Genomic DNA, 23,242 nt, shown 5'->3' with positions numbered 1-23,242 from the left:
ATCAGCTCGAGTACGGTCGGCTGCAGCTTGCCCTGACGCTGCTCACAGAATACCCATACGCCGGAAAAATCGGCGAGGTTGGTGTTATTGAATTCAGCCATTATAGTTTCTCCTTTCGATCAGATGATGTGCTTCTTCAGAAGCTCAGCTGCGAGGGTCTCGCAGGTAGCCTTGTCAGCACCTTCGAGCATCTTGCCCTGGCCCTTCTGCGGGGGGGTGAAGGACTTGAAGATGTTGGTGGGAGAACCCTTCAGGCCGATGGTGGTGGGATCGATCAGCGGATCATCCTTCAGGGTGTTGTAGTCATAAACCTCGACCGGCTTGGAGTAGCAGTCCATGATGCCGCCCAGAGACATGTAACGCGGTGCATTCAGCTCCTTGATGCAGGTCAGCAGGCACGGAGTCTGGGTCTGGATGGTCATGTAGCCGTCCTCGAGCATACGCTTAACGGTGACGGTGTTGCCTTCCTTCTTGATATCGGCAGCGTAGGAGATCTGCGGGATGTGCAGCTTCTCAGCGATCTGAGAGCCTACCTGCGCGGTATCGCCGTCGATAGCCTGACGGCCGCAGAATACGATGTCGTCGTCCTCAAGGCCGATCTTGTTGATCGCAGCCGCGAGAATCTGGGAGGTTGCGAAGGTATCCGAACCGCCGAACTCACGAGCGGAAACCAAAACGCCTTCGTCAGCGCCGCGCGCGATCAGCTCGCGGAGCATGCCTTCTGCCGGCGGGGGGCCCATGGTAACGACAACGACCTTGCAGCCGGTCTCGTCCTTGAGCTTCAGAGCAGCCTCAACAGCGTTGAGGTCGTCCGGGTTGGTGATGGTCTCCATGGATGCGCGGTTCAGGGTGCCGTCGGGATTAACAGCAACCTTGCCGGAGGTATCCGGAACCTGCTTTACACAAACAATAGCCTTCATAGTTCAGTTATCCTCCTTATCCTTAGCGCAGAACCTGACCGGCGATGACCATTCTCTGAACCTGAGAAGTGCCTTCGTAGATCTCGGTGATCTTAGCGTCACGCATCATGCGCTCCATCGGGTACTCACGGATGTAACCGTAGCCGCCGTAGATCTGTACGCACTTGGTGGTAACGTCCATTGCAACCTCAGAAGCGTACAGCTTCGCCATAGCAGCTTCCTTAGTGAACGGCAGACCAACGTCGTGGTTGAACGCAGCGCGACGAACCAGCAGACGAGCAGCCTCGATCTGGGTGTACATATCGGCTACCATCCACTGCAGGCCCTGGAACTTGTCCAGCGTCTTGCCGAACTGAACGCGCTCCTTCATGTACTGGATCGCCTTGTCCAGAGCGCCCTGCGCAATGCCGAGTGCCTGGGAAGCGATGCCGATACGGCCGCCGTCCAGCGTCATCATAGCAATCTTAAAGCCACCGTTCTCCTTGCCGAGCAGACGGTCAGCCGGCAAATGCACGTCTTCAAAGATCAGCTCAGCGGTCTGAGAACCACGGATGCCCATCTTGTGCTCGATCTTGCCGATGGAGAAGCCCGGATCGTCCTTGTCAACGATGAAAGCAGAAATGCCCTTGTTGCCCTTGGACTTATCGGTCATAGCAAAAACAACGTAAGTATCCGCGCGTCCGCCGCCGGTGATGAACACCTTGGTGCCGTTGAGGATGTAAGAACCGTCCGCCTGCTTCTCAGCGATGGTCTGCTGTGCAGCGGAGTCGGTACCAGCGTTCGGCTCGGTCAGGCCGAATGCGCCGATCTTCGCGCCTTCCTTAGGCTCGATGAGCGGGCGGAGCCACTTTTCCTTCTGCTCTTCGGTACCGAATGCGTAAATCGGCCATGCGCCCAGCGTGCCGTGCGCAGACATGATGCCGCCGGTGGTACCGCAAACGCGGCTCATCTCTTCGATCGCGATCGAGTAGCAGACGTAGTTACCGCCGGAACCGCCGACTTCCTTCGGGAACTGAATGCCCATCAGGCCGTACTTCATCAGCTTCTGGACAGTCTCTTCCGGATAGCGCTCCTGCTCGTCGATCTCGGCTGCGAGCGGCTCAACTTCGTTAAGCGCGAACTCACGGCACATCTTCTGGAACAGTGCTTCTTCTTTTGTAAGCCTAAAATCCATGCCATATACCTCCCAAAAAATATTCGCGGGTGTACAGAAAAACACAGCGCCCGATGCCCATGGGCCGCAGCGCTGTGTCCTAAGCCAACACCCTACTTTGGAGCATGTCTATTTCTATTATATCGTTTGCCGAGAATATGTCAAGGATTTAACACACTTTTGCGTGAGATTTTCGACCCGATTTTTTCCATTGCAGTTCCCTCTTTTTACCCTGTGTGGAATCCCGGCTTTTGTTTGCATTTTGTATATGCATGGCCGGCATCTCACACCATATTCGAGCGGTTTTTCACATATTCCGCGCCGCTCCCGCATAAGAAGCAGAGAAGGCTATTATATAAGGAGGAAAAGTCTATGTGTGGAATCGGCGGCTTTGTCGATTATGAACATGACGCGCGCCGCTATGCCGCAGCGGCAGAACGCATGCAGCGCAGCCTGACGCCGCGCGGCCCGGATGCGTCGGGCGACTATCAGGATGCGGACGCGGTGCTCGTCCACCGCCGCCTGATCGTCATTGACCCGGACGGCGGCGCGCAGCCCATGCACGCACCCGACGGAAATACCGTGCTGGTATATAACGGAGAGTTATATAATACAGAAGAAATACGAAAAGACTTAATCGCACGCGGGCACACATTCCGCGGCCATTCGGATACTGAGGTGCTGCTGCACGCCTTCCTCGAATGGGACACAGACGCATTCCAGCGGCTCAACGGCATTTTCGCATTCGCCATCTGGCAGAAAAAGGAGCGGCGGCTCGTCCTGTGCCGTGACCGGCTGGGCGTCAAACCCCTGTTTGTTGCTCACATGCAGGACGGCATCGTGTTCGGCTCAACGATTGGCGCGGTGCTGTGCCATCCGGCCATCGAGCCCGAGGTCGATGAGGACGGCCTGCGCGCCGTACTGCTGCTGGGCCCCGCGCGGCCGCCCGCGTCCGGCGTATTTCGGCAGATCGACTCGCTGCTGCCCGGACATTACGCGGTGCTTACCCCCGAGGGCTACACCGACCACACCTATTGGAAGCTGGAAGCACGGGAGCACACCGACACCCTTGAGCAAACCATCGAGCGCACGCACGAACTGATCTGCGACGCGGCAAAGCGGCAGCTGGTGTCCGATGTCCCGCTTGCCTGCTTCCTGTCGGGCGGACTGGATTCCTCCATTCTGTCCATGCTGGCCGCCAAGGATTACGCCGCGCGGGGCGAAACGCTGCATACCTGGTCGGTCGATTACCGTGACAACGACAAATACTTCACCAAAAACAGCTTCCAACCCACCAGCGATGATGAGTTCATCCAAATGATGGTCTCGGCGCTCGGCACGCAGCATCATAACGTTGTTATCGAGCCGGACGCCCTGTGCGCCGCGCTCCTGCCCGCGACCGACGCGCGCGACCTGCCCGGCATGGCGGACGTGGACTCCTCGCTGCTGCTGTTCTGCGCGGCAGTCAAGCAGGGCGGCACGACCGTGTGCCTGTCCGGCGAGTGCGCCGACGAGCTGTTCGGCGGCTACCCGTGGTACCACCGCGAGGAAATCCTGTTCGAGGACACCTTCCCGTGGTCGCGCTCGGTCGATCTGCGACTCGGCCTGCTCGCACCCGGCATCGTGCGGGACGGCGCGGAATTTGTCCGCGAGCACTATCTCGCCACCTGCCGCCGCGCCGAAAAGCTGCCGACCGACAGCAAAAAGGATGCGCGCATGCGCGAAATGTTCGTGCTCAATCTGGACTGGTTTATGGCAACCTTGCTCGAACGAAGCGTTGCACAAGGATACCGCAGCCGATCATCTACTCCTCCAAGGTATAGCCATAGCCGAACAGGAAGTAGTTATAGTCATCTGTATCCGATGTGAAGGATAGGGGAACGGTTTCCCCTGCGGCCAGCGGCCCAACATAGGCATTATGTACCTCCAGTGGCTCGTCCGGAATGGTTGCATCATCCCCGTACTGCCGCGGATTGTCCAGCTTGTAGAGCGAAATCTCCAATTGGATCGTGCCGAAATCCACATCGGTCTGATTGGTGAAGCTGGCGCGGTGCTCGCCCGCATACCCCTTGTTCCTGCCCGTATCGTTGTGGTAGGAAAAGGCGGTTTCGTTCAGGATGCGGTTCAGCTCCTCGCGGATTGCTTCATCAATATCCGGATTGTCTCCCGGCTGGTACAGTTCCTCCTCCGGCGCCGGCACATCGGCGCTGTCCGTCGGCGCAATCGGCTGCGCCTGCATTTCTTCGTCCGGCAAAACCTCTTCCTGCGCGGTTTCCGTCTGCACCGGCTCATCCTCTCTGCCGTCGAGCCATTTCACCCAAAGCTGCGAAAACAGCCCATACAGTGAAAAGGCAATCAACAAAATCCCGATGATCGCCAGCGCCAGCAAACTGCCGTTCTTTACTCGTTCTTTCATAGCACACCGCTCCCCGCTCCGCAAACAGAGCGCAAAAGCGTTCCTCCCCACATCATTTCTCATTCCATACCAATTTTGACGATCCCTATATTCGTATTATATCAAACCAGCACAAAAATACCAGAGCAATCACGCGTTTATTTCCCCACTTTCACTAATCAAGGAGGTTTTCCCCATGACCACAACCGCAACCGTCTCCACCGGCAGCGCGGCGCTGACGCCGGGCGCGCTCAAAGCGCAGATTGCGCGCATCCGCCAAGGGTTTGACCGATCGCTGCCCAATCCGTAACCACTCGCGCATACCACAGGAAAGGAGGTTGCTGCATGGTCGCCGTGTACACCCGCCAATCGGTCGAACGGGCGGACAGCATTTCGGTCGAGCAGCAAGCGCAGCTCTGCCGCGACGCACTGACCGCACGCGAACTGGAAAGCTGCAAGGTATACACCGACAAGGGCTTTTCGGGCAAAAACATCGACCGGCCTGCCCTCCAGCAGCTTCTGACCGACGCGGAAGACGGGCTGATCGACAAAATTCTGGTCTACCGGCTCGACCGCATCAGCCGTTCTGTCCACGATTTTACCGGACTGTGCAGCCGCCTGTCCGCCAAAGGCGTGCATTTCCAGTCGGTCACCGAGGGCATCACGCTGGACGACAGCCCGTCCGGCACGGTCATGGCGCAGATCATGATGGTGTTTGCCCAGTTCGAGCGCGAAACCATCCAGCGGCGCGTCACCGACAACTACTACGCCCGCGCAAAAAACGGCATGTATCTGGGCGGCCGTCCGCCGTTCGGCTTTGCCAAAGGGCAAACGATGGTCGATGGCAAACACACCGCCTGCTATGTCCCCCAGCCCGAGCAGGCCGCGCTGATGTGCACGCTTTACGAGCGTTATGCACAGGACGGGGAAACGCTGGGCTCACTCGTCCGATGGCTCAATGCGCATGGACACCGCACCGCACGCGGCGGCAGCTGGTCGACGCTCCCGCTCGGCCGCCTGCTGCGCAACCCCGCGTTTGTGCAGGCAGACGCGGCGGTCTACCGGTATCTGCAAGGGAAAGGAGCAACCATGAACGACCCGATTGAGACCTATGACCAGCATCGCGGGTGCTATTGCTATGCACCGCGCGCGCACGCACCGTCCGAACGGCAGCAGACCGGACGAAAATTCACGGATTTATCGGCCTGCTGCATCACACTTGCCCCGCATGAAGGACTGGTGGATGCTGCCCTCTGGCTGGAAGTGCAGCACAAGCTCGACCGGAACCGGGCGCTCAAAAGCAGCGGTTCCGGCTCACACAGCTGGCTTTCCGGCCTGATGAAGTGCGCAAAGTGCGGCTATGCCATCACGGTTGTCAACAAACCCGGCGGCATGCACGGACACTATATCAACTGCGGCGGTCGCAAGCGCGGCGGCACAGTCTGCCCCGGCCGCAGCAAAACGGTTACGCTCGAGCAGATCGAGGGCGTGGTGGAAGCTCGGCTGCTGCATTTTCTGCGCAGCTACCGCGCGATACCGCTTCAGGCACCGCAGCGGCGCAGCGCACAGGTCAACCGGCTGGAAATCTCCATCGCCCAGCATGAGGAAACCATCGGTCAGCTGACGCAAAACCTTGCCTACATTCAAGAAACTGATGTGATACATATCATCTCCGCGCAGATCCACCGAGAAAACGATGAACTACGCGCCTGCAAAGCTCAACGCGACGTGCTGCTGTACCAAAACCAGCCGACCGACCTCGAACCGTTCTTTGCCGCTGTGCTGGACGAATGGCCGTCCTACACCATCGCAGAAAAAAAGCAAATCGCTAAAGCGGCCATCGAACGCGTACTGGTCGCAGAGGATACCATCGAAGTGGTGTTCCGCGCGCCATACGGCGACTGATCGCTATACCACTAAACAAAAAAAGCCCGCCGCAGAAGAAAAACTTCTGCGACGGGCCTTGCTTCATCCATTTAAGTCGGACACCGTATCCACATCATATAATTCCCGCTCGCTCCCTGCCTGCACCAGCACGCAGTCCGCGCCGCGCAGCAGCTCCCGACCGCCCTCGTCGCCCTCGAGTGCGCGCAAATCGGATACCAGCGCCGCGCAAAACAGGTTGGGATTGCCGCGCCGCTCTCCGAATACCACGCGCGCCATGCGCACGCCGGGACCTGCCGCATCCATCAGACGCGCGACCGTCTCGGCGGTCAGATACGGCTGGTCGGCCACGACAAACACGATAAAATCGCCGTCCTGCAAGGTGAGCGCATCCAGCCCCGCGCGGATGGTGTAGGACAATCCCTTTTCGCTCTCCGGGCTGTCCACCGCGCGCACACCAAGCGCCTGCGCGCCCGCGCGCACCACCGCATAGCGGGAAACCACGGTCAACGTGCAGTCCTCCCGCTCTCGCGTGAGTTCCGCCAGCATGTCCAGTCCGTGCCGGTAGAGCGGCTTGCCGTCCAACACATGCAGCAGCTTGTTTTCTCCAAAGCGGCGGCTGTTGCCCGACGCTAAAAACAGGATATGCTTCATGCTTGTCCCTTTTTGATGCCCCAAAGCACCTTTTCCGGTGTGATCGGCAGCTCACGGTGCCAAACGCCGGTCGCGTGCGCGATGGCATGCGCCAGCGCGGGCGAAGGCGTGTTGATGACGATTTCACCAATCGACTTTGCGCCGAACGGGCCGCTCTGCTCATAGCTCGACTCAAATTCCACCCGCAGCTTACCCATGTCCAGCCGCGTCGGAATTTTGTACTGCATAAAGGAGTTTTCCACGATGCGTCCGGTCGGCTCGTAGGTCACATCCTCGAAGAGAGCCATGCCGATGCCCTGTACCAGACCGCCCTCGGTCTGCACGCGGGCAAGGTTGGGGTTGACCGGCGTGCCGCAGTCCACGACCGCGACATAATCCAGCACATCGACCTGTCCGGTTTCCTTGTCCAGCTCGATCTCGACCATACCGACCATGAACGGCGGCGGCGAGACAGGCGACGAATGCGAAGCAGTCGCCTGCACGGCGGTCTCATTGCCGCACATCGACTTGGTTGCGATATCGAAGAGCGAAACCTCACCCGTACCGTCGAGTTTGCGCACCGCACGACCCGCAAATTCGACCTCATCCACGCCGCAGCCTAGCATGTCCGCCGCGATTTTGCACAGGTTTTCTTTCAGCTGCGCACACGCCTTTTCAACCGCCTTACCGGTGATATAGGTCGTCGAAGACGCATACGAGCCGGAATCGTAGGGCGACGCATCCGAATCCGCGCCGAACACCGCGATATCATCCACCGAGCAATCCAGACACTCGGCCGCCATCTGCGCCAGAATGGTGTCGCAGCCCGTGCCCATATCCGCCGCACCGATGGACAGGTTATAGAAGCCCTCATCGCTCAGCTTGATAGTAGCGGAACCGACGTCCACGCCCGAAATGCCAGAGCCTTGCATCGCCATTGCTACGCCCGCGGTGCGGACCTTGCCGTTTCCCATGTCGCGCACGGGATATTTCTCATCCCAGCCGAACAGCTCCTTGCAGCGCGCCATGCAGCGGTCGAGCGCACAGGCGCTGGCGGGTTCATTATAATAGGCGTGCATGATCTGCCCCTCGCGCACCATGTTGCGCTCGCGGATGGCGACCGGATCGATCCCCAAGCGGTCGGCCAACTCACTGACCGCGCTTTCGACCGCAAAAATGCCCTGTGTTGCGCCGTAGCCGCGATACGCGCCTGCCGCCTGCACGTTGGTGTACACCACATCATAGGCAAAGCGGTGCGCCTCCAGGTTGCCGGTATAAAGCGGGATGGACTTGTGCCCGGACAGGCCGACTGTGGTCGGGCCGTGCTCGCCAAATGCACCCGTATTAGACAGCGTATAGACGTCAATCGCACGGATGACGCCATCCTTGTTCGCGCCGACGCGCACACGGACTTCCATTTCATGCCGCGGCGAGCCTGCGATCTGGCATTCCTCGCGGGAATAGATCATCTTGGCTGCCTTGCCGGTTTTCCACGTCACCAGCGCGGGATATACCTCGGCTACGACCGACTGCTTCGCGCCGAATCCGCCGCCGATACGCGGCTTTTCGACATGAATCTTGCTCTTCGGGATATCCAGCGCATTTGCAATGATACGGCGCACATGGAACACGATCTGCGTCGAGGAAATGATGTGCAGCCGCCCGTAGTGGTCCATCTCGGTATAGGTGCGGAAGGTCTCCATCATCGCCTGCTGGCAGGCCTTGGTGTGATAGGTGTGCTCCACCACTTCATCACAGTCCGCCAGCACCGCATCCACATCGCCATGGCTGCCGCATTCGCTCGCACACAGGTTGCGCTGGTTGTCCGCGCCGACTGGGCAGAGCGCCCGCCAATTGTCCTCCGGATGCACCAGAATCGGGTTATCCTTTGCCTTGTGGAAATCCAAAACCGGTTCCAGCACCTGATATTTCACTTTGATGAGCTTTATCGCCTTATCAACCGCTTTTTCGTTCTCGCCTGCTACAATCGCCACCGCATCGCCCACAAAGCGCACGCGCTGGTCAAGAATCAGCCGGTCGTAGGGCGACGGCTCGGGGAAGGTCTGCCCCGCCATGGTGAACCGCTTTTGCGGCACGTCCTTGTAAGTGAAAATGCACTCGATACCCGGCACCTTGCATGCAATATCCGTGTTGATCTCTTCAATCAGCGCATGCGCGTGCGGAGAACGCAGCACCTTGACCACCAAACAGCCCCGCGGGGTCACATCATCCACATAGGCGGGCTTGCCCAGCAGCAGCTGCATGGCGTCCTTTTTGCGTACCGGCTGACTGACTACGCGAAAATTCGTCTCCGCCATCATGCATCCCCCTTTCGGCTGTCCAGATAAGCGCGGATGCCGCGCAGCTGTCCCTCATAGCCCGAGCAGCGGCACAGGTTTCCCGCGAGATAGGCGCGGATTTCATCGTCGGTCGGGTCGGGGTTCTCGCGCAAAAGCGCGATCGTATTCATCACAAAGCCGGGATTGCAGAAGCCGCACTGCTCCGCGCCCTGATCGGCGATAAAGCCGACAAAGTCCTCGGCTTCTTCCTGCAAGCCCTCCAGCGTCTGAACCTGATGGCCTGCCGCGCGCGCCGCCAGCACGCTGCACGACAGCACCGGCGTGCCGTCCAGCAGCACGGTACACAGGCCGCAGTTTGCGGTTTCGCAGCCGCGCTTGACCGAATCGCAGCCATGCGCGCGCACAAAGTCGATCAGCAGCGTGTCCGCGTCGATTTCCGCGGTCAGCGGCTTGCCGTTGAGTGTCAGTTTGATCTCCATGCCTTATCCCTCCTTTGCCAGCGCCATCGCCGCGCGGCGCACCAGCACCTTGCAGATCTCGCGCCGGTAGTCCGCGCTGCCGCGCATGTTGCCGCCCAGCACCGCGCGGGATGCGATATCCTCCGCAAAAGCGCGTGCGCTGTCCTCGGTGATGCCCTGCGCCAGAATGCCCTTTTCGTCCGTGAAAACGACTGCGGGCATCGGCCGCGCGCCGACGACACAAGTATATTTCCCGTCCTGTGCGGCGAGCGCCACGGTCAGCACGGGGAAATCGGTCGAAATATTCCGCTGGGACAGATAGACCACCCGCCGCGCCGTTTTGGGCACGATGACCTCGGTCAAAATGTCGCGCGTCGTGCGCGGCAGCGCCGCAAAGTCCGCAAGCGGCATCTCGCCCGCGTGGTGCAGCACGACCCGCGCATCCAGCGCGAGGAACAGCGTCAGCACATCGGAAAAGCCGAACCGCCCCCACAAACTGCCGCCCAGCGTCGCGCAGTTGCGGAACTGCACGCCGACAATATGCTTGACCGCTTCCTCCATCGCGCCCTGCGTCAGTTTCGCAAATCCCTCATGCAGTTCGAGCGCACGCAGCGGCACCATCGCGCCGATGCGGTATTCGGTTTCGGTTTCCTCGATTTTGTCCAGTCCCAGATCGCACAGGTCGATCGCTGTACCGACCTGCCGCTTGTGCATCTTGAGCCACAGCATGCCGCCCAGCACCACATTATTTTTCTTTTGACAAAGCGCGTAAGCCTCGTCCAGACTTTGCGCCCGTACATATTGATTGATCGAAAGCACCTTTCCCATCCTTCCGTCCTCAGTTTCCGTCTTTTGCCGCATCGACGCCTGCTCCCCCTTGGGCGTTTTTCAGCGTCCGGCATTTGGTCTCTGCCATACAATTTCCGGTCTCTTTGCAGTCATTATATCATATCGGACCGCTTTTCCAAAGCGGTTTCCACTATTTTTCCACAGAAACCGCATTTGTATTTTCCCCGCTTGACTTTAGTCTGAAACCGTACTATACTATAATCCGAATTCGGACTATGGAGGAAAGCATTTATGGAACTGCGCGCCAAAATGGAGCAGCTCAACACCTGCATCTGCAAGATGACCGAACTGTACCGCACCTGGGCCAAGCGGCACGGCATGAGCTACAACACCATGATGACGCTTTACGCACTCGGCCAGTCGCGCAAATGCACGCAAAAACAGATTGCAGACGAATGGCTCATCCCGAAGCAGACGGTCAATACGGTCATCAAAGAGCTGGAGCGGCTGGGCTACATCAGTTTTGAACCGCTGCCTGCCAGCAAGCAGAAGGTGGTCTGCCTGACCGAATCCGGCCGCGCTTACGCCGACAGCTGCCTGCACGAGCTGTACGAAATGGAAACGCGCGCGTTGCGTTCGCTCGGGCAGCCGCTGACCGATATTTTTGTGCAATGCAATCTCGCCTTTGTGGAACGGCTGGACGAGGAGGTGCGCAGTCATGCCGGAGAATAATGCGCTCGCGCGGCAGTTTACCCTGCCTTCGCTGATGCGCTTTGCGCTGCCCAATATCATTATGATGGTATTCCTCTCCATGTATACCATCGTGGACGGCATGTTTATTTCCCGCTATGTCGGCACGCTCGCGCTATCGGCTGTCAACATGACCTATCCGCTTAACTGCTTGGAGATGGCGTTGGGCATCATGCTCGCTTCAGGAGGCAGCGCGGTCATTGCGCGGCAGCTGGGTGAGGGTGACGAGGACAAGGCGCGGCACAACTTCTCGTTTCTGATTACGGTGTCGGTCGCGGTCAGTCTGGTGTTTTTGCTGGCGGCCATCTTTTTCCTCGACCCGATCATTGCTGCGCTCGGGGCAAGCGAGGCGCAGTTTGACCTGTGCCGCACCTATGCGCGGGTGCTGATGCTGTTTTCGCCCGCGTTTTTCCTGCAAACCACGTTCCAGACGCTGTTCATCACCGCGGGACGCCCCGGACTGGGCCTTGCTGCGACCGTAGGCGGCGGCCTGACCAACATTGTGCTGGACTATGTGTTCATCGCGCGCTTGCACTGGGGCATCGCGGGTGCGGCCGTCGCCACGGGGCTGGGCTATCTCGTCCCCGCCGTGGTCGGGCTGATCTTCTTCACATGGAACCGGCGCGGCACGCTGTTTTTCGTCCGTCCACGCACGGACTGGCGCATGCTGCTGTTCGCCTGCGCTAACGGCTCTTCCGAAATGGTCACCAACATCGCCAACGCCATCACGACCTATCTGTTCAACCTGATTTTCCTGCACTATTGGGGCGAGGACGGCGTTGCATCCATCACCATCGTTTTGTATTTCCAGTTTGTGTTCACCGCCGTGTTTTTCGGCTTCTCGATGGGCGTGGCCCCAGTGTTCAGCTATAAATACGGCGCGCAGGATACGCCGCAGCTGCGGCGGCTGTTCCGCTACTGTATCGGCTTTGTCATCCTGTGCTCGGTGTTCTGCACCGCGCTGTCGCTTGCGGTCATCCGACCAAGCCTTGCTCTGTTTACCGACGCGGGCAGCCGCGTGTTCGCCATCACGATTGAGGGCTTCCCGATTTACGCGGTGTCCTTCCTGTTTATGGGCGTGAGCATTTTCGCCTCCTCGCTGTTCACTGCTTTTTCTGACGGACGCGTTTCGGCGATCATCTCCTTTGCCCGCACGCTGGTGTTTCTGGTCGGCATGCTTCTGCTTCTGCCCCTGCTTCTGGGAGAAATCGGTGTGTGGCTGGCCGTACCCGCCGCTGAGCTGCTCGGTATTCTGGTTTCCATCCGCTATCTGGTCCGTCTGCGCGGCGTGTACCACTACGGAAAGGCCAAATAGCAAAAAGCTCCTCTGCATGATGCAGAGGAGCTTTTTTGAATCTCATTTTCAGTTTTCTGCCGGTTTTTCCTTGGGCAGCAGCACGTTCAGAAGAATCGCAACGAACGCCGCCGGAACGATGCCCGAACCGCCGAACACCAGCCGCACTGCCTGCGGCAGACCAGCCAGCACTGCGCTGTTCGCGCCCAGACCGTAACCCAGACCGAGTGCCACCGAAACGATGGTCATGCTGCGCGCGGTCAGCGGCTCACGGGTGATGAGCTGGATACCGCTCATCACGATGGACGAGAACATGATAACCGCTGCGCCGCCGAGCACGCTCTGCGGCATGATGGACACAATCGCCGCCAGCTTGGGGAACAGACCGCACAGGATGAGGAACACCGCACCGCATGCCAGCGCGAAACGGTTAACGACCTTGGTCATCGTGACCAGACCGACGTTCTGGCTGAACGAGGTGTTGGGCAGCACGCCGAACACAGCGGCAAAGGAGGAACCGAGGCCGTCGCAGATGATGCCGCCGGACAGCTCCTTATCGGTCGCCTCGCGGCCCATACCGCCCTCCATGACGCCCGAAATATCACCCACGGTCTCGACCGCGGTGACGATGAACATAATCATAACGGGTGCGATTGCACGCACGTCAAACACAATCGGCACCGGCATGATTTCCGGCACGGCAAACCAGCTGGCCTGCGCTACCTTGTCCCAATTCAGCACCCACGCCTTGGTGTACTCCACGCCCTCGGCGGTCACGCCGGTGGGCGAGATAAACAACGGCAGCACCGCGCACAGCACATAGCCGAAAATAATGCCGAGCAGGATGCACGAATAGCTCAAAACGCCCTTGGTGAAGTGCTTGAAAATCAAAATAACGACCAGCACCGCCAGCGCGACCAGCAGATTTTCGACCGAGCCGTAATCCTGCGCGCCCGAACCGCCGCCAAACGAGGCCACGCCCACGCTGATGAGCGACAGACCGATGGACAGCACCACCGTACCGGTCACCACCGCGGGGAAAAACCGGCGCAGCGGCTTGAGGAAGAAGCCCAGCACGCCCTCAAACAGGCCGCCGATGATGGAGGCGCCCATCATCGCGCCATAGGCGAGAATGCCGCCGCCCATGACGTTGGCCACGCTCTGGAACACGCCGATAAAGCCCGAACTGGTGCCCATGATAATCGGCACCTTGCCGCCAATGGGGCCGATGGCGAACAACTGCACCAGCGTTACAATACCTGCAATCAGCATTGCGTTCTGCAACAGCGATACCTGAATCGCCGCGAACTGCTCCGCGTCGCTCATCGCGGCGCATGCGCTTGTGATGATGAGGATGGGGGTTAGGTTGCCCACAAACATTGCCAGCACATGCTGCAGACCCAGCGGGATCGCCTGTCCCAGCGGCAGCTTGGCATGAAAGTCATACGGCCCGAAAAACTCTTTTTCCGGCGCCGCACCGTTTTTCTGCTTTTCTTTTTCCATTTTATCCTCCCTGCTTACCGTTTTGTGAAATGAAGCGCTTTTATTATAACAAAAACAGACGCATGCTCCCACCTGCTTTTGCTGTTTTTTTGCTCCAAGCCCGCATTTTCTACAAATAAGCCAACAGACCGCGCATCCGGGCGACTTCTCTTGTCTTGTTTGACGCAAGCCGCCACCGTATCACGCCGCCGCAAAAGACAAAACCGGCTATATCAGCCGGTTTTTCATGTTTTCAGTCGTCCCGGAAGCGCACGGTCTGTGTTTCGGCATCCATACCGTCCACGATGGCCAGCGACTCGACGCGCAAGCCCTTCTCACGCAGCATCTTGCCGCCGCACTGGAAGCCCTTTTCGATTACGATGCCGATGCCCGCAACCGTGGCGTGCGCCGCTTCAATGATCTGGCACAGGCCGAGCGCCGCACAGCCGTTGGCCAGAAAATCGTCGATGATGAGCACATTTTCACCCGGCTGCAAAAAGCGGCTGGCCACAATGACCTCGTATTTGCGCTTGTGGGTAAACGATTCGATCGGCGCGGACAGCATGGTGCCGTCCAGATTGATCGACTGCGACTTTTTGGCGAACACCACCGGCACGCTGAAATACTGCGCCACAATCGCCGCAATGCCGATACCGGAGGCTTCGATGGTCAGAATTTTGTCCACCTTGACATCGGCAAACCGCCGCTTGAATTCCTTGCCGATCTCGTTGAACAACGCAATATCCATCTGGTGATTGAGGAAATTATCCACCTTCAGCACATTTCCCTCTTTGATGACGCCGTCTTTCCTGATTCGTTCTTTCAAAAGTTCCATGCTCTTGCTCTTCCTTGTCCGTTTCATCCTCATAAGTTCTTGTTAAAAGCATAACATTTTTCGCGCGCGCTGTATACCCTTTTTTTCGCGGATTTTTACACATTTCTGATTTTCTCCGGTCGGTATCCTGCTGCAACGCTGCGCGACCGCAAGGACCGCATGAGCATGTATTCCGGTCTGGAGGTGCGCGTTCCCTTCTGCGACCACCGCATTGTCGAGTATGCCTATAACATGCCATGGGATTTCAAGGCGCTGGACGGACGGGAAAAAGGCGTTGTGCGCCGCGCATTTGCGCACGAACTGCCGGAGGAAATCGTCGTGCGCAAAAAAAGCCCCTATCCCAAGACCTTCCATCCGGCCTACACCCGTCTGTGCGCGGACTATGTCCGCCGCATTTTTGAGGACAGCGACTCCATTGCCGCGCATCTGTTTAACCATGCCGCAGTCGAAGCGCTCATGGAAAAGCCGGAAAGTCTGGCGGAACCGTGGTACGGTCAACTCATGCGCACCCCGCAGATTTTCGCCTATATCATCCAGATCGACCGCTGGCTGCGGCAGTATAAGGTGTGTCTGGTGTGACTGGATGCTGTGCGGCGGCGAAAACAGGAAATGACCGCTTTGCGGTCATTTCCTGCGGCGCTCAGGCCAGAAATTCGGCAAGCGTTTCCACCACCAGCCGATGATCCTCCATATGATCGGGCAGGCCGGATACGCAGATCGAACCGATCACGCCCGTACCGCGCACGCGGATCGGGAAGCCTCCGCCGCCCGCAGCGTATTCGTTCGGCGGCAGCTTACGGCTTTCCAGCGTTTCGCCGTTCTGCTCCAGCCATGCCAGAAAATGCAGCGAGGACATTTCCATCAGTGCAACCGAATTGCGCTTGCGCACAAGCCACAGCTCGCTGTCCGGCAGCGCGCCGTCCGGAAAATACCGGAACACCACAAGACCGTTGACCGTGATCTCAATTGCGACCGGAACCGGCTGTTTTTTCGCATTTTCATGCAGCTTTAGTCCCAGCTCCAACGCATCCGCGCGGGAGAAATGCGCAAATTGCAGCCGTTCTTCCTGCTCCTCGCACATGGCGAGCAATGTTTTTTCGTCCTGCATCTGTTTTTCCTGCCTTTCCCTCTGTCTTATGGATAGTATAATCCATCCCACCCCCGCTTGACAAGGAGGTTTTGTCCATGCCCAATCCCACCAAAGATTCCGCTGTGCTGCGCGTAGTCGTTACGACCGCGCTCGGCGCGCTGCCGGTGGCCGATGCTTCGGTCACGGTATCCACCGCAGCGGACGAGACCGGCGCGCGCGACCTCATTTACTCGGTGCGCACGGATGCGGGCGGCATGACGCCGCCCATGACGCTGCCCACCCCGCCGCGCTCCAACTCCATGACGCCGGACGGCGGCCTGCCCTATGCGGTCTACACCGTAGAGGTCACGCACCCGGGCTACACCCCGGTCACTGCGCTGCATGTGACCATGTTCTCCGGCGTGCCCGCCGTGCTGCCCGTGCCGCTGACACCGCTGCCGGAAAATCAGTCCCCCACCCAGTCCGACCTGACCGCCACGGGCGAGCCGCAGGTGCTCTACCACGACCAAACCGATCTCAATGCAGAGGAGTGATCCGTTTTGTCCCAATCCCCGGTGACCATCCCGGAAACCATCACGGTGCATCTGGGCCCGCCCTCATCCGACGCGCAGAACGTCACCGTGCCCTTTGCCGATTACATCAAAAACGTTGCTTCGTCCGAGATTTATCCGACGTGGCCGGAAGAAGCCATCCGCGCCAATATCTACGCGCAGATCTCCTATGCGCTCAACCGCGTATTCACCGAGTGGTACCGCGCACAGGGCTATGACTTCGATATCACCAACTCCACGCGCTATGACCAGTCCTTTGTCCCCGGGCGCGACATTTTCGAGAATATTTCCACCATTGTGGACGATATGTTCAACAGCTATCTGACCCGCGGTGACGCCATCGAGCCGCTGTTTGCCCAATACTGCAACGGCACGACGGTCACCTGCCCCGGTGGCCTGAGCCAATGGGGAACCGTACCGCTGGCCGAGCAGGGCATGACCGCGGAGGAAATTGTGCGATATTACTATGGAGATGATATCAATATTGTGAGAAATGCACCCATTGCGCCCAACCTCGGCGGCTCGTGGCCGGGCGTGACCTTCCGGCTGGGCGATGTGTCCGAAGAGGTGCGCACCATCCAGAACCGCTTAAACCGCATTTCGACCAACTATCCCAACATCCCGAAAATCTATCCGGTCGACGGCATCTATGACGCGGACACCGAACGCGCGGTGCGCGCTTTCCAAAAGCAGTTCAACCTCGGCGTGGACGGCATCGTCGGCCGCGCGACATGGTACCGCATCGCGTTCATCTACAACAATGTCAAGCGCCTGAGTGAGCTGGACAGCGAGGGGCTGCTGCTCGATGAGATTTCCCGCCAGTTCCCCGAAACGCTGCGCGAAGGCTCGACCGGCCCGGGCGTGCAGCTTTTGCAGTACTTTCTCGCCATCGTGGGCGAGTATTACGACCAGCTGCCGCGCTGGCAGGTCGACCAAATCGACGGCATTTTCGGCCCGCGCACACGCGAAGCGGTCGAGGCCTATCAGCGCATGATGGGACTGACCGTGGACGGCATTGTGGGCCGCACCACATGGAACACGCTGGTATCCACCTATCAATCCGTGCTGGCCGTGCAGCCCGATCAGGGCTTTCTGGGTGAGGTTGCCGGTCTGCCGGATATTTTCCTCGTCGAGGGCATGCGCGGCGAAGCCGTGCGCGAAGCGCAGGAGCTGATCAACATCATCGCACGCGGCTATCCCGAGGTGCCCTCGGTCGCAGTCGACGGCATCTTCGGCCCCGCGACACGGAACGCGGTCTCGGTCATCCAGTCGATCTCCGGCCTGCCCGCCACCGGTGCGATCGGCCCGCTGACATGGGAGGAGATGACGCTGCTCGCGCGCGACGTGCTGGTATCCTCGCAGACCAACGAAGGACAATATCCGGGCTATCCGATTGGAGAGGAGGCGACCACCTGATGTATACCGACAGCCAACGCAGGACGCATATTTACGATTTGCAGCGCTTTCTGCGCCGCATCCAACAGGCGCAAGGCGCGGTGCAGCCGCTGACCCCTGATGGGATCTTCGGCCCGGAAACCGCCGCCGCCGTGCGTGAATTCCAGCGGCGCAACCGTCTGCCCGTGACCGGCACGGCGAATTACGACACATGGACGGCGATCTATGCCGCGTATCTGATTCTGACCGACCTTGATGCGCTGCCCGCCGCGGTCGACTTTTTCCCGTCAGGCACGGATGCCAAGCTCACGCGCGGCGACAAAGGCCCCTCGGTCTTTGTGCTGCAGCTGATGCTGGGCATGGCCGCGCCGCACTTTGGCAACGCGCTGCCCGTTCCGCTGACCGGAGAATACGATGCCGACACCGAGGCCGGTGTGCGCCGGGCACAGGGCACGCTGCTGCTGCCGCAGACCGGCGAAACCGACCGCGCGACATGGGCTGCGCTGGCCTTGTTCCACAACAGCTTTTTCGGCCGCACGCCGCTGGCATGGACGATGGCATAAAAGCAAAAAGGACGCTGAAAAGCGTCCTTTTTTTGCGATGTAATTGGATTATTCCGCCGCGTCTGCGGTCTCGGCGGCTGCATCATCCGTTGCCGCTGCGTCGTCCGTTGCTGCCGTTTCATCCGTGGCAGCTTCGTTCGATGCCGCATCCTGTGCGTTCAGGATCTCCTGCACGTCTGCCGGCAGGTATTCGCGCACATTCTGATAGGTGATCTCGTCGTACACCTCGGTCGTCTGTACGTCCGCTTCCTCCATCCACTGGGTCAGCAGATCGTCCATCGTACCGGCCACCGCCGTGGTCAGCATGCCCTTGTAGTTCTCGAACTGGCCGTCCACATCCAGCGGCACGCGCTTGATGATGTGATAGCCGTAGTCCGACTTAATCAGACCGGATACCTCGTCCTCGGCCAGCGCCTTGGCGCCGTCGTAGAACTCGGTGACCATATCGCCTTCGGTGAAGATGTAGCCGTCCGGATTGCCGGCCAGACCCGGATCCTCGCTGTATTCGTTCATCAGCGTGTCATAATCCTCGCCCGCGTTAATGCGGTCGAGAATCTTCTGCGCCTCGGCCTTGGCCTCTGCATCCGTGCGGATGGTTTCGCCGGTCATGGAGTCCACCGTCGAGATCAGGATGTGCTTTGCCGCCAGATAGTTATCGGCAAAATACTGGCGCAGCTCGTCATCGCTCGGCACATTGGCACCGTTTTCGCCATAATAGTACTCATTGAGTGCATTGTAGCACTGGCTGATATACATAAAGTTGCTATAACTCTGGTCCGAGAAGCCGAAGTTTGCAATCTGCTTGGCGTAAGCGTCATAGCTCATCGAATCAATGGTATCCTGCCGCAGCTGCGTCATCTGCTTTTCCTGATCGTAGGTCAGCTTGAGACCCAGCTCATTGAACTTCTGCAACACCACGCGCGCATATACCGACTGGTCCTTGGCTGCTGCGGGCATGGAAGAACCCAGCGTTGCCGCGGCATGTTCGTCGTTCCACACATCGCTCATGCCGAGCTGCGCATACATATTGGCATAGTACGACATGTTGTACAGCATGTAACCCGCGTATTCATCCGCACACACCTCATCGCCGTTAACCGTCATTACAACCGGCGCACCGTTATCGAGCGGACGGTAGTGGATGGTCGTGCTTGCCGTCCCCCAGATGGTACCGCCCATGACGACAACCAGCATCACAACCAGCGCTACGGCGCGCTGCATCATTTTGCTCATATCTAACTCTCCTTATTGCGTAATCAAAACAGATTTTAATCAGTATAGCACTTTTAAGAAGGCGATACAAGCAAAAACACAAAATCGTCACAATCCGTCAGGCTATCGTTGCCGAGCGCTCCAGCTGCGTATTAAAATTGGTGTAATGCTGAGCACGGTGGCGGTCACGCCAGTCATACGACCGCTCCTGCGGCGGACTGTATGGCAAACACACCGGATGCGCCGGATGATAATAGTTAACGCCCGTCCCACCGAAGGTACGGTTTTCATCCAATTGCATGACATACAGCACATAGCCGCGCGGATTTTCTGCGCCGAACGGATAGGCGATGACACCGCTCATCTGTTCGCTGGTCTCTGCACCGAAAAAGCCATCTACCGTCACCGTACCGCTCGACAAAGCAGGCATGGGTGCGATATAGGTTTGCCCCTGTTTGTCGAACATCAGCCACCCTCCGAGCAGCTCATAACCATAATCGCTATTCTCAAAAGCAGAGAATGCATCGCCCCAGTACGCGCTGCCCTGCACCCACTCGAACCGCTCAAGCACTGCCATGCGGTACTTCGGCAGCTCAATATAATAGGTGGATGCAATCATCGTATCCTTATTGGGCGGAATCTCTGGCTCAACCGGCGCACGTTCAGGTGCATTGGTCTGATCGCACAGCGTTATGCTTTGTGAATCCGGGCCAAACGCCAGCATTTCCGCACAACAGGCGACATGGAACGCACCGTCCAGTGCGCGCACGTCCTCATCCGTGAGATCAGCCAGCACCTCTTCCGGCAGGCCGAGGTCAGCGAGCTGCTGCCGGATTTCAGTCTCCCCGTGCTCCTCCATCGGCGCGGCATCCAGCCGCGGATGGTTGACGCACACGCTCAAGGCCAGCATGAGCAGCAGGCAGCCGCCGAGAAAGCCCCATCTCACCGCGCTCGTGTTCAGACGCACGGGAGCGGCTGTAAAGCAGTATCCGGCTTCGCCCATCGCCTCGCCCAATCGGAACAGTGCGCGCACGATGCACACAAAGGCAATCAACATCGGAATCGCGGCCAGCCAGCTGTGCGCCAGCGGCGAAAACGCCAGCACAAGGATGAACCCTTCCCAGCACACCGCCGCTTTGAGCGGGTCGCTCTTCGGTTCGATGTCCGCCGTGCGGCACACCTGCCGCAGTCCGGCACGCAGCGCAAGCATCTGCACAATCTGGATGCCCATGCCCGCCAGTCCGAGGCCGATATCCAAATTACCCGTTGGCAGCCAAGGCGTGACCGACAACACCAGAAACGCGCCCACCCAAACCAGCCGCACAACAGAAAGCGCCCACGCCAGCCGGAAGTCCACGCCGTTGCGGCGCAGCGCGCGAAAGCCCAGATATTGCAGCACAACGCCCACGGCGGGCAGCAGGTATTGCAGATACAGAAAGTTGAGCGTGATGCCGGTCAGCGCCAATCCCCACGCAATGCGGCCGACCGGCTCGCGCCATGGGTTGACCTCTTCCACCACACCCTGCGATGGCACAGTTCCGGCGATCTCCTGCTCGATCATCCGGTCAAATTCGTCCCGTTCCGGTCCGGTCATAGCGCGTCACCTCCCAACGCCTTCTGCAAACGGCGGCGCAGACGGTACAGCCGTCCCTCGACAGCCCGCTCGGTCATTCCCATTTCCGCCGCGATCTGCGCGGTGGACTGCAAATAGTAATACTTACGGTAAAACAGCAGCTGTTCGGCAGCGCTCAGCGCATCGACGGTCTTTTGCAAAAGCTGCGTGCGCTCACGGCGCAGCACTTCCTCCTCCGGGGATGGCGCAGCGCCCGCCTGTTCATCCCAAGCTTCGTCCGGCGCGCGCCGACGGCGCAACCGGTCGACCGCTGCGTTTCGCGCAATCGCAGTCACCCACGCGGCAAGCGTTCCCTTTGCCGGATCAAACGAAGCGAATTTCTGCCACACGCGCAGCCATACATCGCTGACGCATTCCTCCATATCCTGCGCATCGCGCAAAATGCCGCGCGCAATATAGCGCACCATCAGGCCGTACTGCTTTTGCAGCAACGTCACACCCTCCGGATCGCGCGCAGAAAGCAGCGCGAGGATTTTCTCATCCATGCCACTGCCCCCTTTCTCTCTATCCTGTCTACTGTTATCTACGCAAATCTTACGCTGAACCCACGCATTTTTCTATAAAAAAACGGCACAGCTTTTCGCTGTGCCGTTTTCTGTTGCACTTTATTACTCCATCAAGCCGACGCAGTCGTAATACGGCTTTGCGGCGATCTTGTCCTTGTTCTCCTTGAAGAGCGTGTGGCCGAGCGTCACGACCAGATAATCCGCCTTTTCGAGCACTTCGTCAAAGGAGACGTTCGGGATGCCCTGTACCTCGCTGTCCTTTGCAAACGGCTCACAGGCCAGCACCTTGACGCCCTTTTCCTGCAAAATGTGGCACAGCTCGATCGACGGGGACTCGCGCAGATCGTCCACATCCGGCTTATAGGACAGGCCGAGCACGCCGACCGTATCTGTAACCTTCGCCAGCTTGGAGACAACCTTCTCAGCCACGAAGCGCGGCTTGTTCTCGTTACGCTCACGCGCAGCAAGGATCACCTTTGCCTCGGCCGGGAACTGCTCATAGATGAACCACGGGTCAACCGCGATGCAGTGGCCGCCCACACCCACGCCCGGATTCAGGATGTTGACGCGCGGATGGCAGTTGGCGAGCTTGATGAGCTCGAATACATCAATACCCATCTTGTCACAGATGACCGACAGTTCGTTCGCATACGCGATGTTGACATCGCGGAAGGTGTTCTCGGTCAGCTTGCACATCTCAGCGGTCAGGTCGTCGGTCTTGTGCACAACGCCCTTTTCCAGCACCTTTTCATAGATAGAAGCCGCCATCTCTGCCGCTTCCGGCGTGCGCGCGCCGACAATGCGGTCGTTATTTTTCAGCTCAAACATCATATTTCCCGGGATGACACGCTCCGGGCAGTGCGCGACATGGATCTTGTCCATGTCGATACCGGACTCCTCGGAAAGCACGCGCGCGAGCATTTCGCTCGTGTGCGGCGGCACAGTGGACTCCAAAATGACCAGATTGGATGGCTCGAGCAGCTTGCCCGCCATACGGCCGGCGGACTCGACGTACTTTAGGTCAGCCTTGTGGCTGCCGGTCTCATCCTGATAGAATGGGGTCGGTACCGCGATATAGAACACATCGGACTTACCTAGCTCGCTCGAAAAATGCAGATGGCCGTGCGCTACCGCAGTTTCAAACGCCTCCTGCAAGCCCGGCTCGACGATGTGGATGTGGCCGCCCTGCAATGTTTCAATGGTTTTCTCGTTGACATCAAAGCCGCAGACCTCAAAACCGGCCTCCGCGAGCGTGATCGCGGTCGGCAGGCCGATATAGCCCAGACCCATGACAGTAATTTTCATAATTTCAAAACCTCTTTGTCGACATTCTTTAATCATTATACCACTTTTTTTCTTTATTTCAATCAAAGGTTTGAATTTTCTGCCGGAAGCGTCT

The 23,242-nt window shown here is 58.7% G+C and carries 22 protein-coding genes; 8 read left to right on the top strand and 14 right to left on the bottom strand.

Annotated features, from left to right (window positions below; all coding sequences use genetic code 11):
• Positions 1-119 precede the first annotated feature (119 nt).
• Both acrB and ABGT74_RS02760 read right to left on the bottom strand, forming a co-directional pair.
• A complete protein-coding gene (gene acrB, locus ABGT74_RS02765; protein WP_346704370.1) occupies positions 120-920 on the bottom strand; it encodes an acryloyl-CoA reductase electron transfer subunit gamma in 801 nt (266 codons plus the stop codon).
• Positions 921-942: 22 nt separating this feature from the next.
• Complete coding sequence (locus tag ABGT74_RS02760; protein ID WP_346704369.1) at positions 943-2,094, bottom strand: acyl-CoA dehydrogenase; 1,152 nt, start codon at positions 2,092-2,094, stop codon at positions 943-945.
• A 351-nt stretch (positions 2,095-2,445) separates the two neighbouring features.
• On the opposite strand from ABGT74_RS02760, the gene asnB reads away from it, so the two are divergent.
• Positions 2,446-3,942, top strand: coding sequence for an asparagine synthase (glutamine-hydrolyzing) (gene asnB / locus ABGT74_RS02755; protein WP_346704368.1), 1,497 nt, complete (start codon positions 2,446-2,448; stop codon positions 3,940-3,942).
• Here the strand turns inward: asnB and ABGT74_RS02750 are convergent.
• Positions 3,878-4,489 (bottom strand): hypothetical protein, encoded by a 612-nt coding sequence (locus ABGT74_RS02750; protein WP_346704367.1) that lies wholly within the window; start codon positions 4,487-4,489, stop codon positions 3,878-3,880. The genes asnB and ABGT74_RS02750 overlap by 65 nt on opposite strands.
• 324 nt (positions 4,490-4,813) lie before the next feature.
• Here ABGT74_RS02750 and ABGT74_RS02745 point away from each other — a divergent pair, with 324 nt between their 5' ends.
• Positions 4,814-6,373 (top strand): recombinase family protein, encoded by a 1,560-nt coding sequence (locus ABGT74_RS02745; protein ID WP_346704366.1) that lies wholly within the window; start codon positions 4,814-4,816, stop codon positions 6,371-6,373.
• A gap of 63 nt (positions 6,374-6,436) precedes the next feature.
• Here ABGT74_RS02745 and ABGT74_RS02740 read toward each other — a convergent pair whose 3' ends face one another.
• Genes ABGT74_RS02740 through ABGT74_RS02725 form a run of 4 tightly spaced genes read right to left on the bottom strand, consistent with a single transcriptional unit; the run spans position 6,437 to position 10,571 of the window.
• Positions 6,437-7,006, bottom strand: a complete 570-nt coding sequence (locus ABGT74_RS02740; RefSeq protein ID WP_346704365.1) for a nucleotidyltransferase family protein — start codon at positions 7,004-7,006, stop codon at positions 6,437-6,439.
• On the bottom strand, positions 7,003-9,303 hold the full coding sequence (locus ABGT74_RS02735; protein ID WP_346704364.1) for a molybdopterin cofactor-binding domain-containing protein: 2,301 nt from the start codon (positions 9,301-9,303) through the stop codon (positions 7,003-7,005). The genes ABGT74_RS02740 and ABGT74_RS02735 overlap by 4 nt, the downstream gene beginning before the upstream one ends.
• Complete coding sequence (locus ABGT74_RS02730; protein WP_346704363.1) at positions 9,303-9,764, bottom strand: (2Fe-2S)-binding protein; 462 nt, start codon at positions 9,762-9,764, stop codon at positions 9,303-9,305. The genes ABGT74_RS02735 and ABGT74_RS02730 overlap by 1 nt, the downstream gene beginning before the upstream one ends.
• A gap of 3 nt (positions 9,765-9,767) precedes the next feature.
• Positions 9,768-10,571, bottom strand: coding sequence for an FAD binding domain-containing protein (locus ABGT74_RS02725; RefSeq protein ID WP_346704362.1), 804 nt, complete (start codon positions 10,569-10,571; stop codon positions 9,768-9,770).
• Between the two features lie 252 nt (positions 10,572-10,823).
• On the opposite strand from ABGT74_RS02725, the gene ABGT74_RS02720 reads away from it, so the two are divergent.
• Together ABGT74_RS02720 and ABGT74_RS02715 are read left to right on the top strand one after the other, a co-directional pair.
• Complete coding sequence (locus ABGT74_RS02720) at positions 10,824-11,264, top strand: helix-turn-helix domain-containing protein (protein ID WP_297283725.1); 441 nt, start codon at positions 10,824-10,826, stop codon at positions 11,262-11,264.
• Positions 11,251-12,597 carry an MATE family efflux transporter gene (locus tag ABGT74_RS02715; RefSeq protein WP_346704361.1) on the top strand — a complete coding sequence of 449 codons (1,347 nt, stop codon included), beginning with the start codon at positions 11,251-11,253 and terminating at the stop codon, positions 12,595-12,597. The genes ABGT74_RS02720 and ABGT74_RS02715 overlap by 14 nt, the downstream gene beginning before the upstream one ends.
• Positions 12,598-12,645: 48 nt before the next feature.
• On the opposite strand, the gene ABGT74_RS02710 is transcribed toward ABGT74_RS02715, so the two are convergent.
• Together ABGT74_RS02710 and ABGT74_RS02705 are read right to left on the bottom strand one after the other, a co-directional pair.
• Positions 12,646-14,079: a solute carrier family 23 protein gene (locus ABGT74_RS02710; RefSeq protein ID WP_346704360.1), complete on the bottom strand. Its 1,434-nt coding sequence runs from the start codon at positions 14,077-14,079 to the stop codon at positions 12,646-12,648.
• 232 nt (positions 14,080-14,311) lie between these two features.
• Positions 14,312-14,893 (bottom strand): xanthine phosphoribosyltransferase, encoded by a 582-nt coding sequence (locus ABGT74_RS02705; RefSeq protein WP_346704359.1) that lies wholly within the window; start codon positions 14,891-14,893, stop codon positions 14,312-14,314.
• Positions 14,894-14,962: 69 nt separating this feature from the next.
• Between ABGT74_RS02705 and ABGT74_RS02700 the strand changes: the two genes are divergently transcribed.
• The gene (locus ABGT74_RS02700) at positions 14,963-15,472 is read left to right on the top strand and encodes an asparagine synthase C-terminal domain-containing protein (protein ID WP_346704372.1); all 510 of its coding nucleotides are present in this window, start codon (positions 14,963-14,965) and stop codon (positions 15,470-15,472) included.
• 61 nt (positions 15,473-15,533) lie between these two features.
• Here ABGT74_RS02700 and ABGT74_RS02695 read toward each other — a convergent pair whose 3' ends face one another.
• Positions 15,534-16,001, bottom strand: a complete 468-nt coding sequence (locus ABGT74_RS02695; protein WP_346704358.1) for a heme-degrading domain-containing protein — start codon at positions 15,999-16,001, stop codon at positions 15,534-15,536.
• A 77-nt stretch (positions 16,002-16,078) separates the two neighbouring features.
• Between ABGT74_RS02695 and ABGT74_RS02690 the strand changes: the two genes are divergently transcribed.
• The 3 genes from ABGT74_RS02690 to ABGT74_RS02680 are packed head-to-tail and all read left to right on the top strand — an operon-like array spanning position 16,079 to position 18,492.
• Positions 16,079-16,516 carry a carboxypeptidase-like regulatory domain-containing protein gene (locus ABGT74_RS02690; protein WP_346704357.1) on the top strand — a complete coding sequence of 146 codons (438 nt, stop codon included), beginning with the start codon at positions 16,079-16,081 and terminating at the stop codon, positions 16,514-16,516.
• A gap of 6 nt (positions 16,517-16,522) precedes the next feature.
• Entirely contained in the window at positions 16,523-17,950 is a 1,428-nt protein-coding gene (locus tag ABGT74_RS02685; RefSeq protein ID WP_346704356.1) for a peptidoglycan-binding protein, read from the top strand.
• The gene (locus ABGT74_RS02680) at positions 17,950-18,492 is read left to right on the top strand and encodes a peptidoglycan-binding domain-containing protein (protein WP_346704355.1); all 543 of its coding nucleotides are present in this window, start codon (positions 17,950-17,952) and stop codon (positions 18,490-18,492) included. The genes ABGT74_RS02685 and ABGT74_RS02680 overlap by 1 nt, the downstream gene beginning before the upstream one ends.
• A 48-nt stretch (positions 18,493-18,540) precedes the next feature.
• Here the strand turns inward: ABGT74_RS02680 and ABGT74_RS02675 are convergent, their stop codons facing one another.
• The 4 genes from ABGT74_RS02675 to ABGT74_RS02660 all read right to left on the bottom strand — a co-directional run bounded on the left by ABGT74_RS02675 (position 18,541) and on the right by ABGT74_RS02660 (position 23,148).
• On the bottom strand, positions 18,541-19,725 hold the full coding sequence (locus tag ABGT74_RS02675; protein WP_346704354.1) for a peptidylprolyl isomerase: 1,185 nt from the start codon (positions 19,723-19,725) through the stop codon (positions 18,541-18,543).
• Between the two features lie 97 nt (positions 19,726-19,822).
• Positions 19,823-21,298 (bottom strand): hypothetical protein, encoded by a 1,476-nt coding sequence (locus tag ABGT74_RS02670; RefSeq protein WP_346704353.1) that lies wholly within the window; start codon positions 21,296-21,298, stop codon positions 19,823-19,825.
• Positions 21,295-21,822, bottom strand: a complete 528-nt coding sequence (locus ABGT74_RS02665) for a sigma-70 family RNA polymerase sigma factor (RefSeq protein WP_346704352.1) — start codon at positions 21,820-21,822, stop codon at positions 21,295-21,297. The genes ABGT74_RS02670 and ABGT74_RS02665 overlap by 4 nt, the downstream gene beginning before the upstream one ends.
• A gap of 123 nt (positions 21,823-21,945) precedes the next feature.
• Positions 21,946-23,148, bottom strand: coding sequence for a nucleotide sugar dehydrogenase (locus ABGT74_RS02660; protein WP_346704351.1), 1,203 nt, complete (start codon positions 23,146-23,148; stop codon positions 21,946-21,948).
• Positions 23,149-23,242 lie beyond the last annotated feature (94 nt).

It is taken from the genome of uncultured Agathobaculum sp. (genome assembly GCF_963927765.1).
Classification (GTDB): domain Bacteria; phylum Bacillota; class Clostridia; order Oscillospirales; family Butyricicoccaceae; genus Agathobaculum.
The sequence above is the reverse complement of the archived record's forward strand: the minus strand, read 5'-3'. Positions and strand labels throughout refer to the sequence as shown.

Bases quoted from the DNA above. Each gene is read 5' to 3' on its own strand.
- acrB (WP_346704370.1), bottom strand. From the start codon at position 920: ATGAAGGCTATTGTTTGTGTAAAGCAGGTTCCGGATACCTCCGGCAAG.
- ABGT74_RS02760 (WP_346704369.1), bottom strand. From the start codon at position 2,094: ATGGATTTTAGGCTTACAAAAGAAGAAGCACTGTTCCAGAAGATGTGC.
- asnB (WP_346704368.1), top strand. From the start codon at position 2,446: ATGTGTGGAATCGGCGGCTTTGTCGATTATGAACATGACGCGCGCCGC.
- ABGT74_RS02750 (WP_346704367.1), bottom strand. From the start codon at position 4,489: ATGAAAGAACGAGTAAAGAACGGCAGTTTGCTGGCGCTGGCGATCATC.
- ABGT74_RS02745 (WP_346704366.1), top strand. From the start codon at position 4,814: ATGGTCGCCGTGTACACCCGCCAATCGGTCGAACGGGCGGACAGCATT.
- ABGT74_RS02740 (WP_346704365.1), bottom strand. From the start codon at position 7,006: ATGAAGCATATCCTGTTTTTAGCGTCGGGCAACAGCCGCCGCTTTGGA.
- ABGT74_RS02735 (WP_346704364.1), bottom strand. From the start codon at position 9,303: ATGGCGGAGACGAATTTTCGCGTAGTCAGTCAGCCGGTACGCAAAAAG.
- ABGT74_RS02730 (WP_346704363.1), bottom strand. From the start codon at position 9,764: ATGGAGATCAAACTGACACTCAACGGCAAGCCGCTGACCGCGGAAATC.
- ABGT74_RS02725 (WP_346704362.1), bottom strand. From the start codon at position 10,571: ATGGGAAAGGTGCTTTCGATCAATCAATATGTACGGGCGCAAAGTCTG.
- ABGT74_RS02720 (WP_297283725.1), top strand. From the start codon at position 10,824: ATGGAACTGCGCGCCAAAATGGAGCAGCTCAACACCTGCATCTGCAAG.
- ABGT74_RS02715 (WP_346704361.1), top strand. From the start codon at position 11,251: ATGCCGGAGAATAATGCGCTCGCGCGGCAGTTTACCCTGCCTTCGCTG.
- ABGT74_RS02710 (WP_346704360.1), bottom strand. From the start codon at position 14,079: ATGGAAAAAGAAAAGCAGAAAAACGGTGCGGCGCCGGAAAAAGAGTTT.
- ABGT74_RS02705 (WP_346704359.1), bottom strand. From the start codon at position 14,893: ATGGAACTTTTGAAAGAACGAATCAGGAAAGACGGCGTCATCAAAGAG.
- ABGT74_RS02695 (WP_346704358.1), bottom strand. From the start codon at position 16,001: ATGCAGGACGAAAAAACATTGCTCGCCATGTGCGAGGAGCAGGAAGAA.
- ABGT74_RS02690 (WP_346704357.1), top strand. From the start codon at position 16,079: ATGCCCAATCCCACCAAAGATTCCGCTGTGCTGCGCGTAGTCGTTACG.
- ABGT74_RS02680 (WP_346704355.1), top strand. From the start codon at position 17,950: ATGTATACCGACAGCCAACGCAGGACGCATATTTACGATTTGCAGCGC.
- ABGT74_RS02675 (WP_346704354.1), bottom strand. From the start codon at position 19,725: ATGAGCAAAATGATGCAGCGCGCCGTAGCGCTGGTTGTGATGCTGGTT.
- ABGT74_RS02670 (WP_346704353.1), bottom strand. From the start codon at position 21,298: ATGACCGGACCGGAACGGGACGAATTTGACCGGATGATCGAGCAGGAG.
- ABGT74_RS02665 (WP_346704352.1), bottom strand. From the start codon at position 21,822: ATGGATGAGAAAATCCTCGCGCTGCTTTCTGCGCGCGATCCGGAGGGT.
- ABGT74_RS02660 (WP_346704351.1), bottom strand. From the start codon at position 23,148: ATGAAAATTACTGTCATGGGTCTGGGCTATATCGGCCTGCCGACCGCG.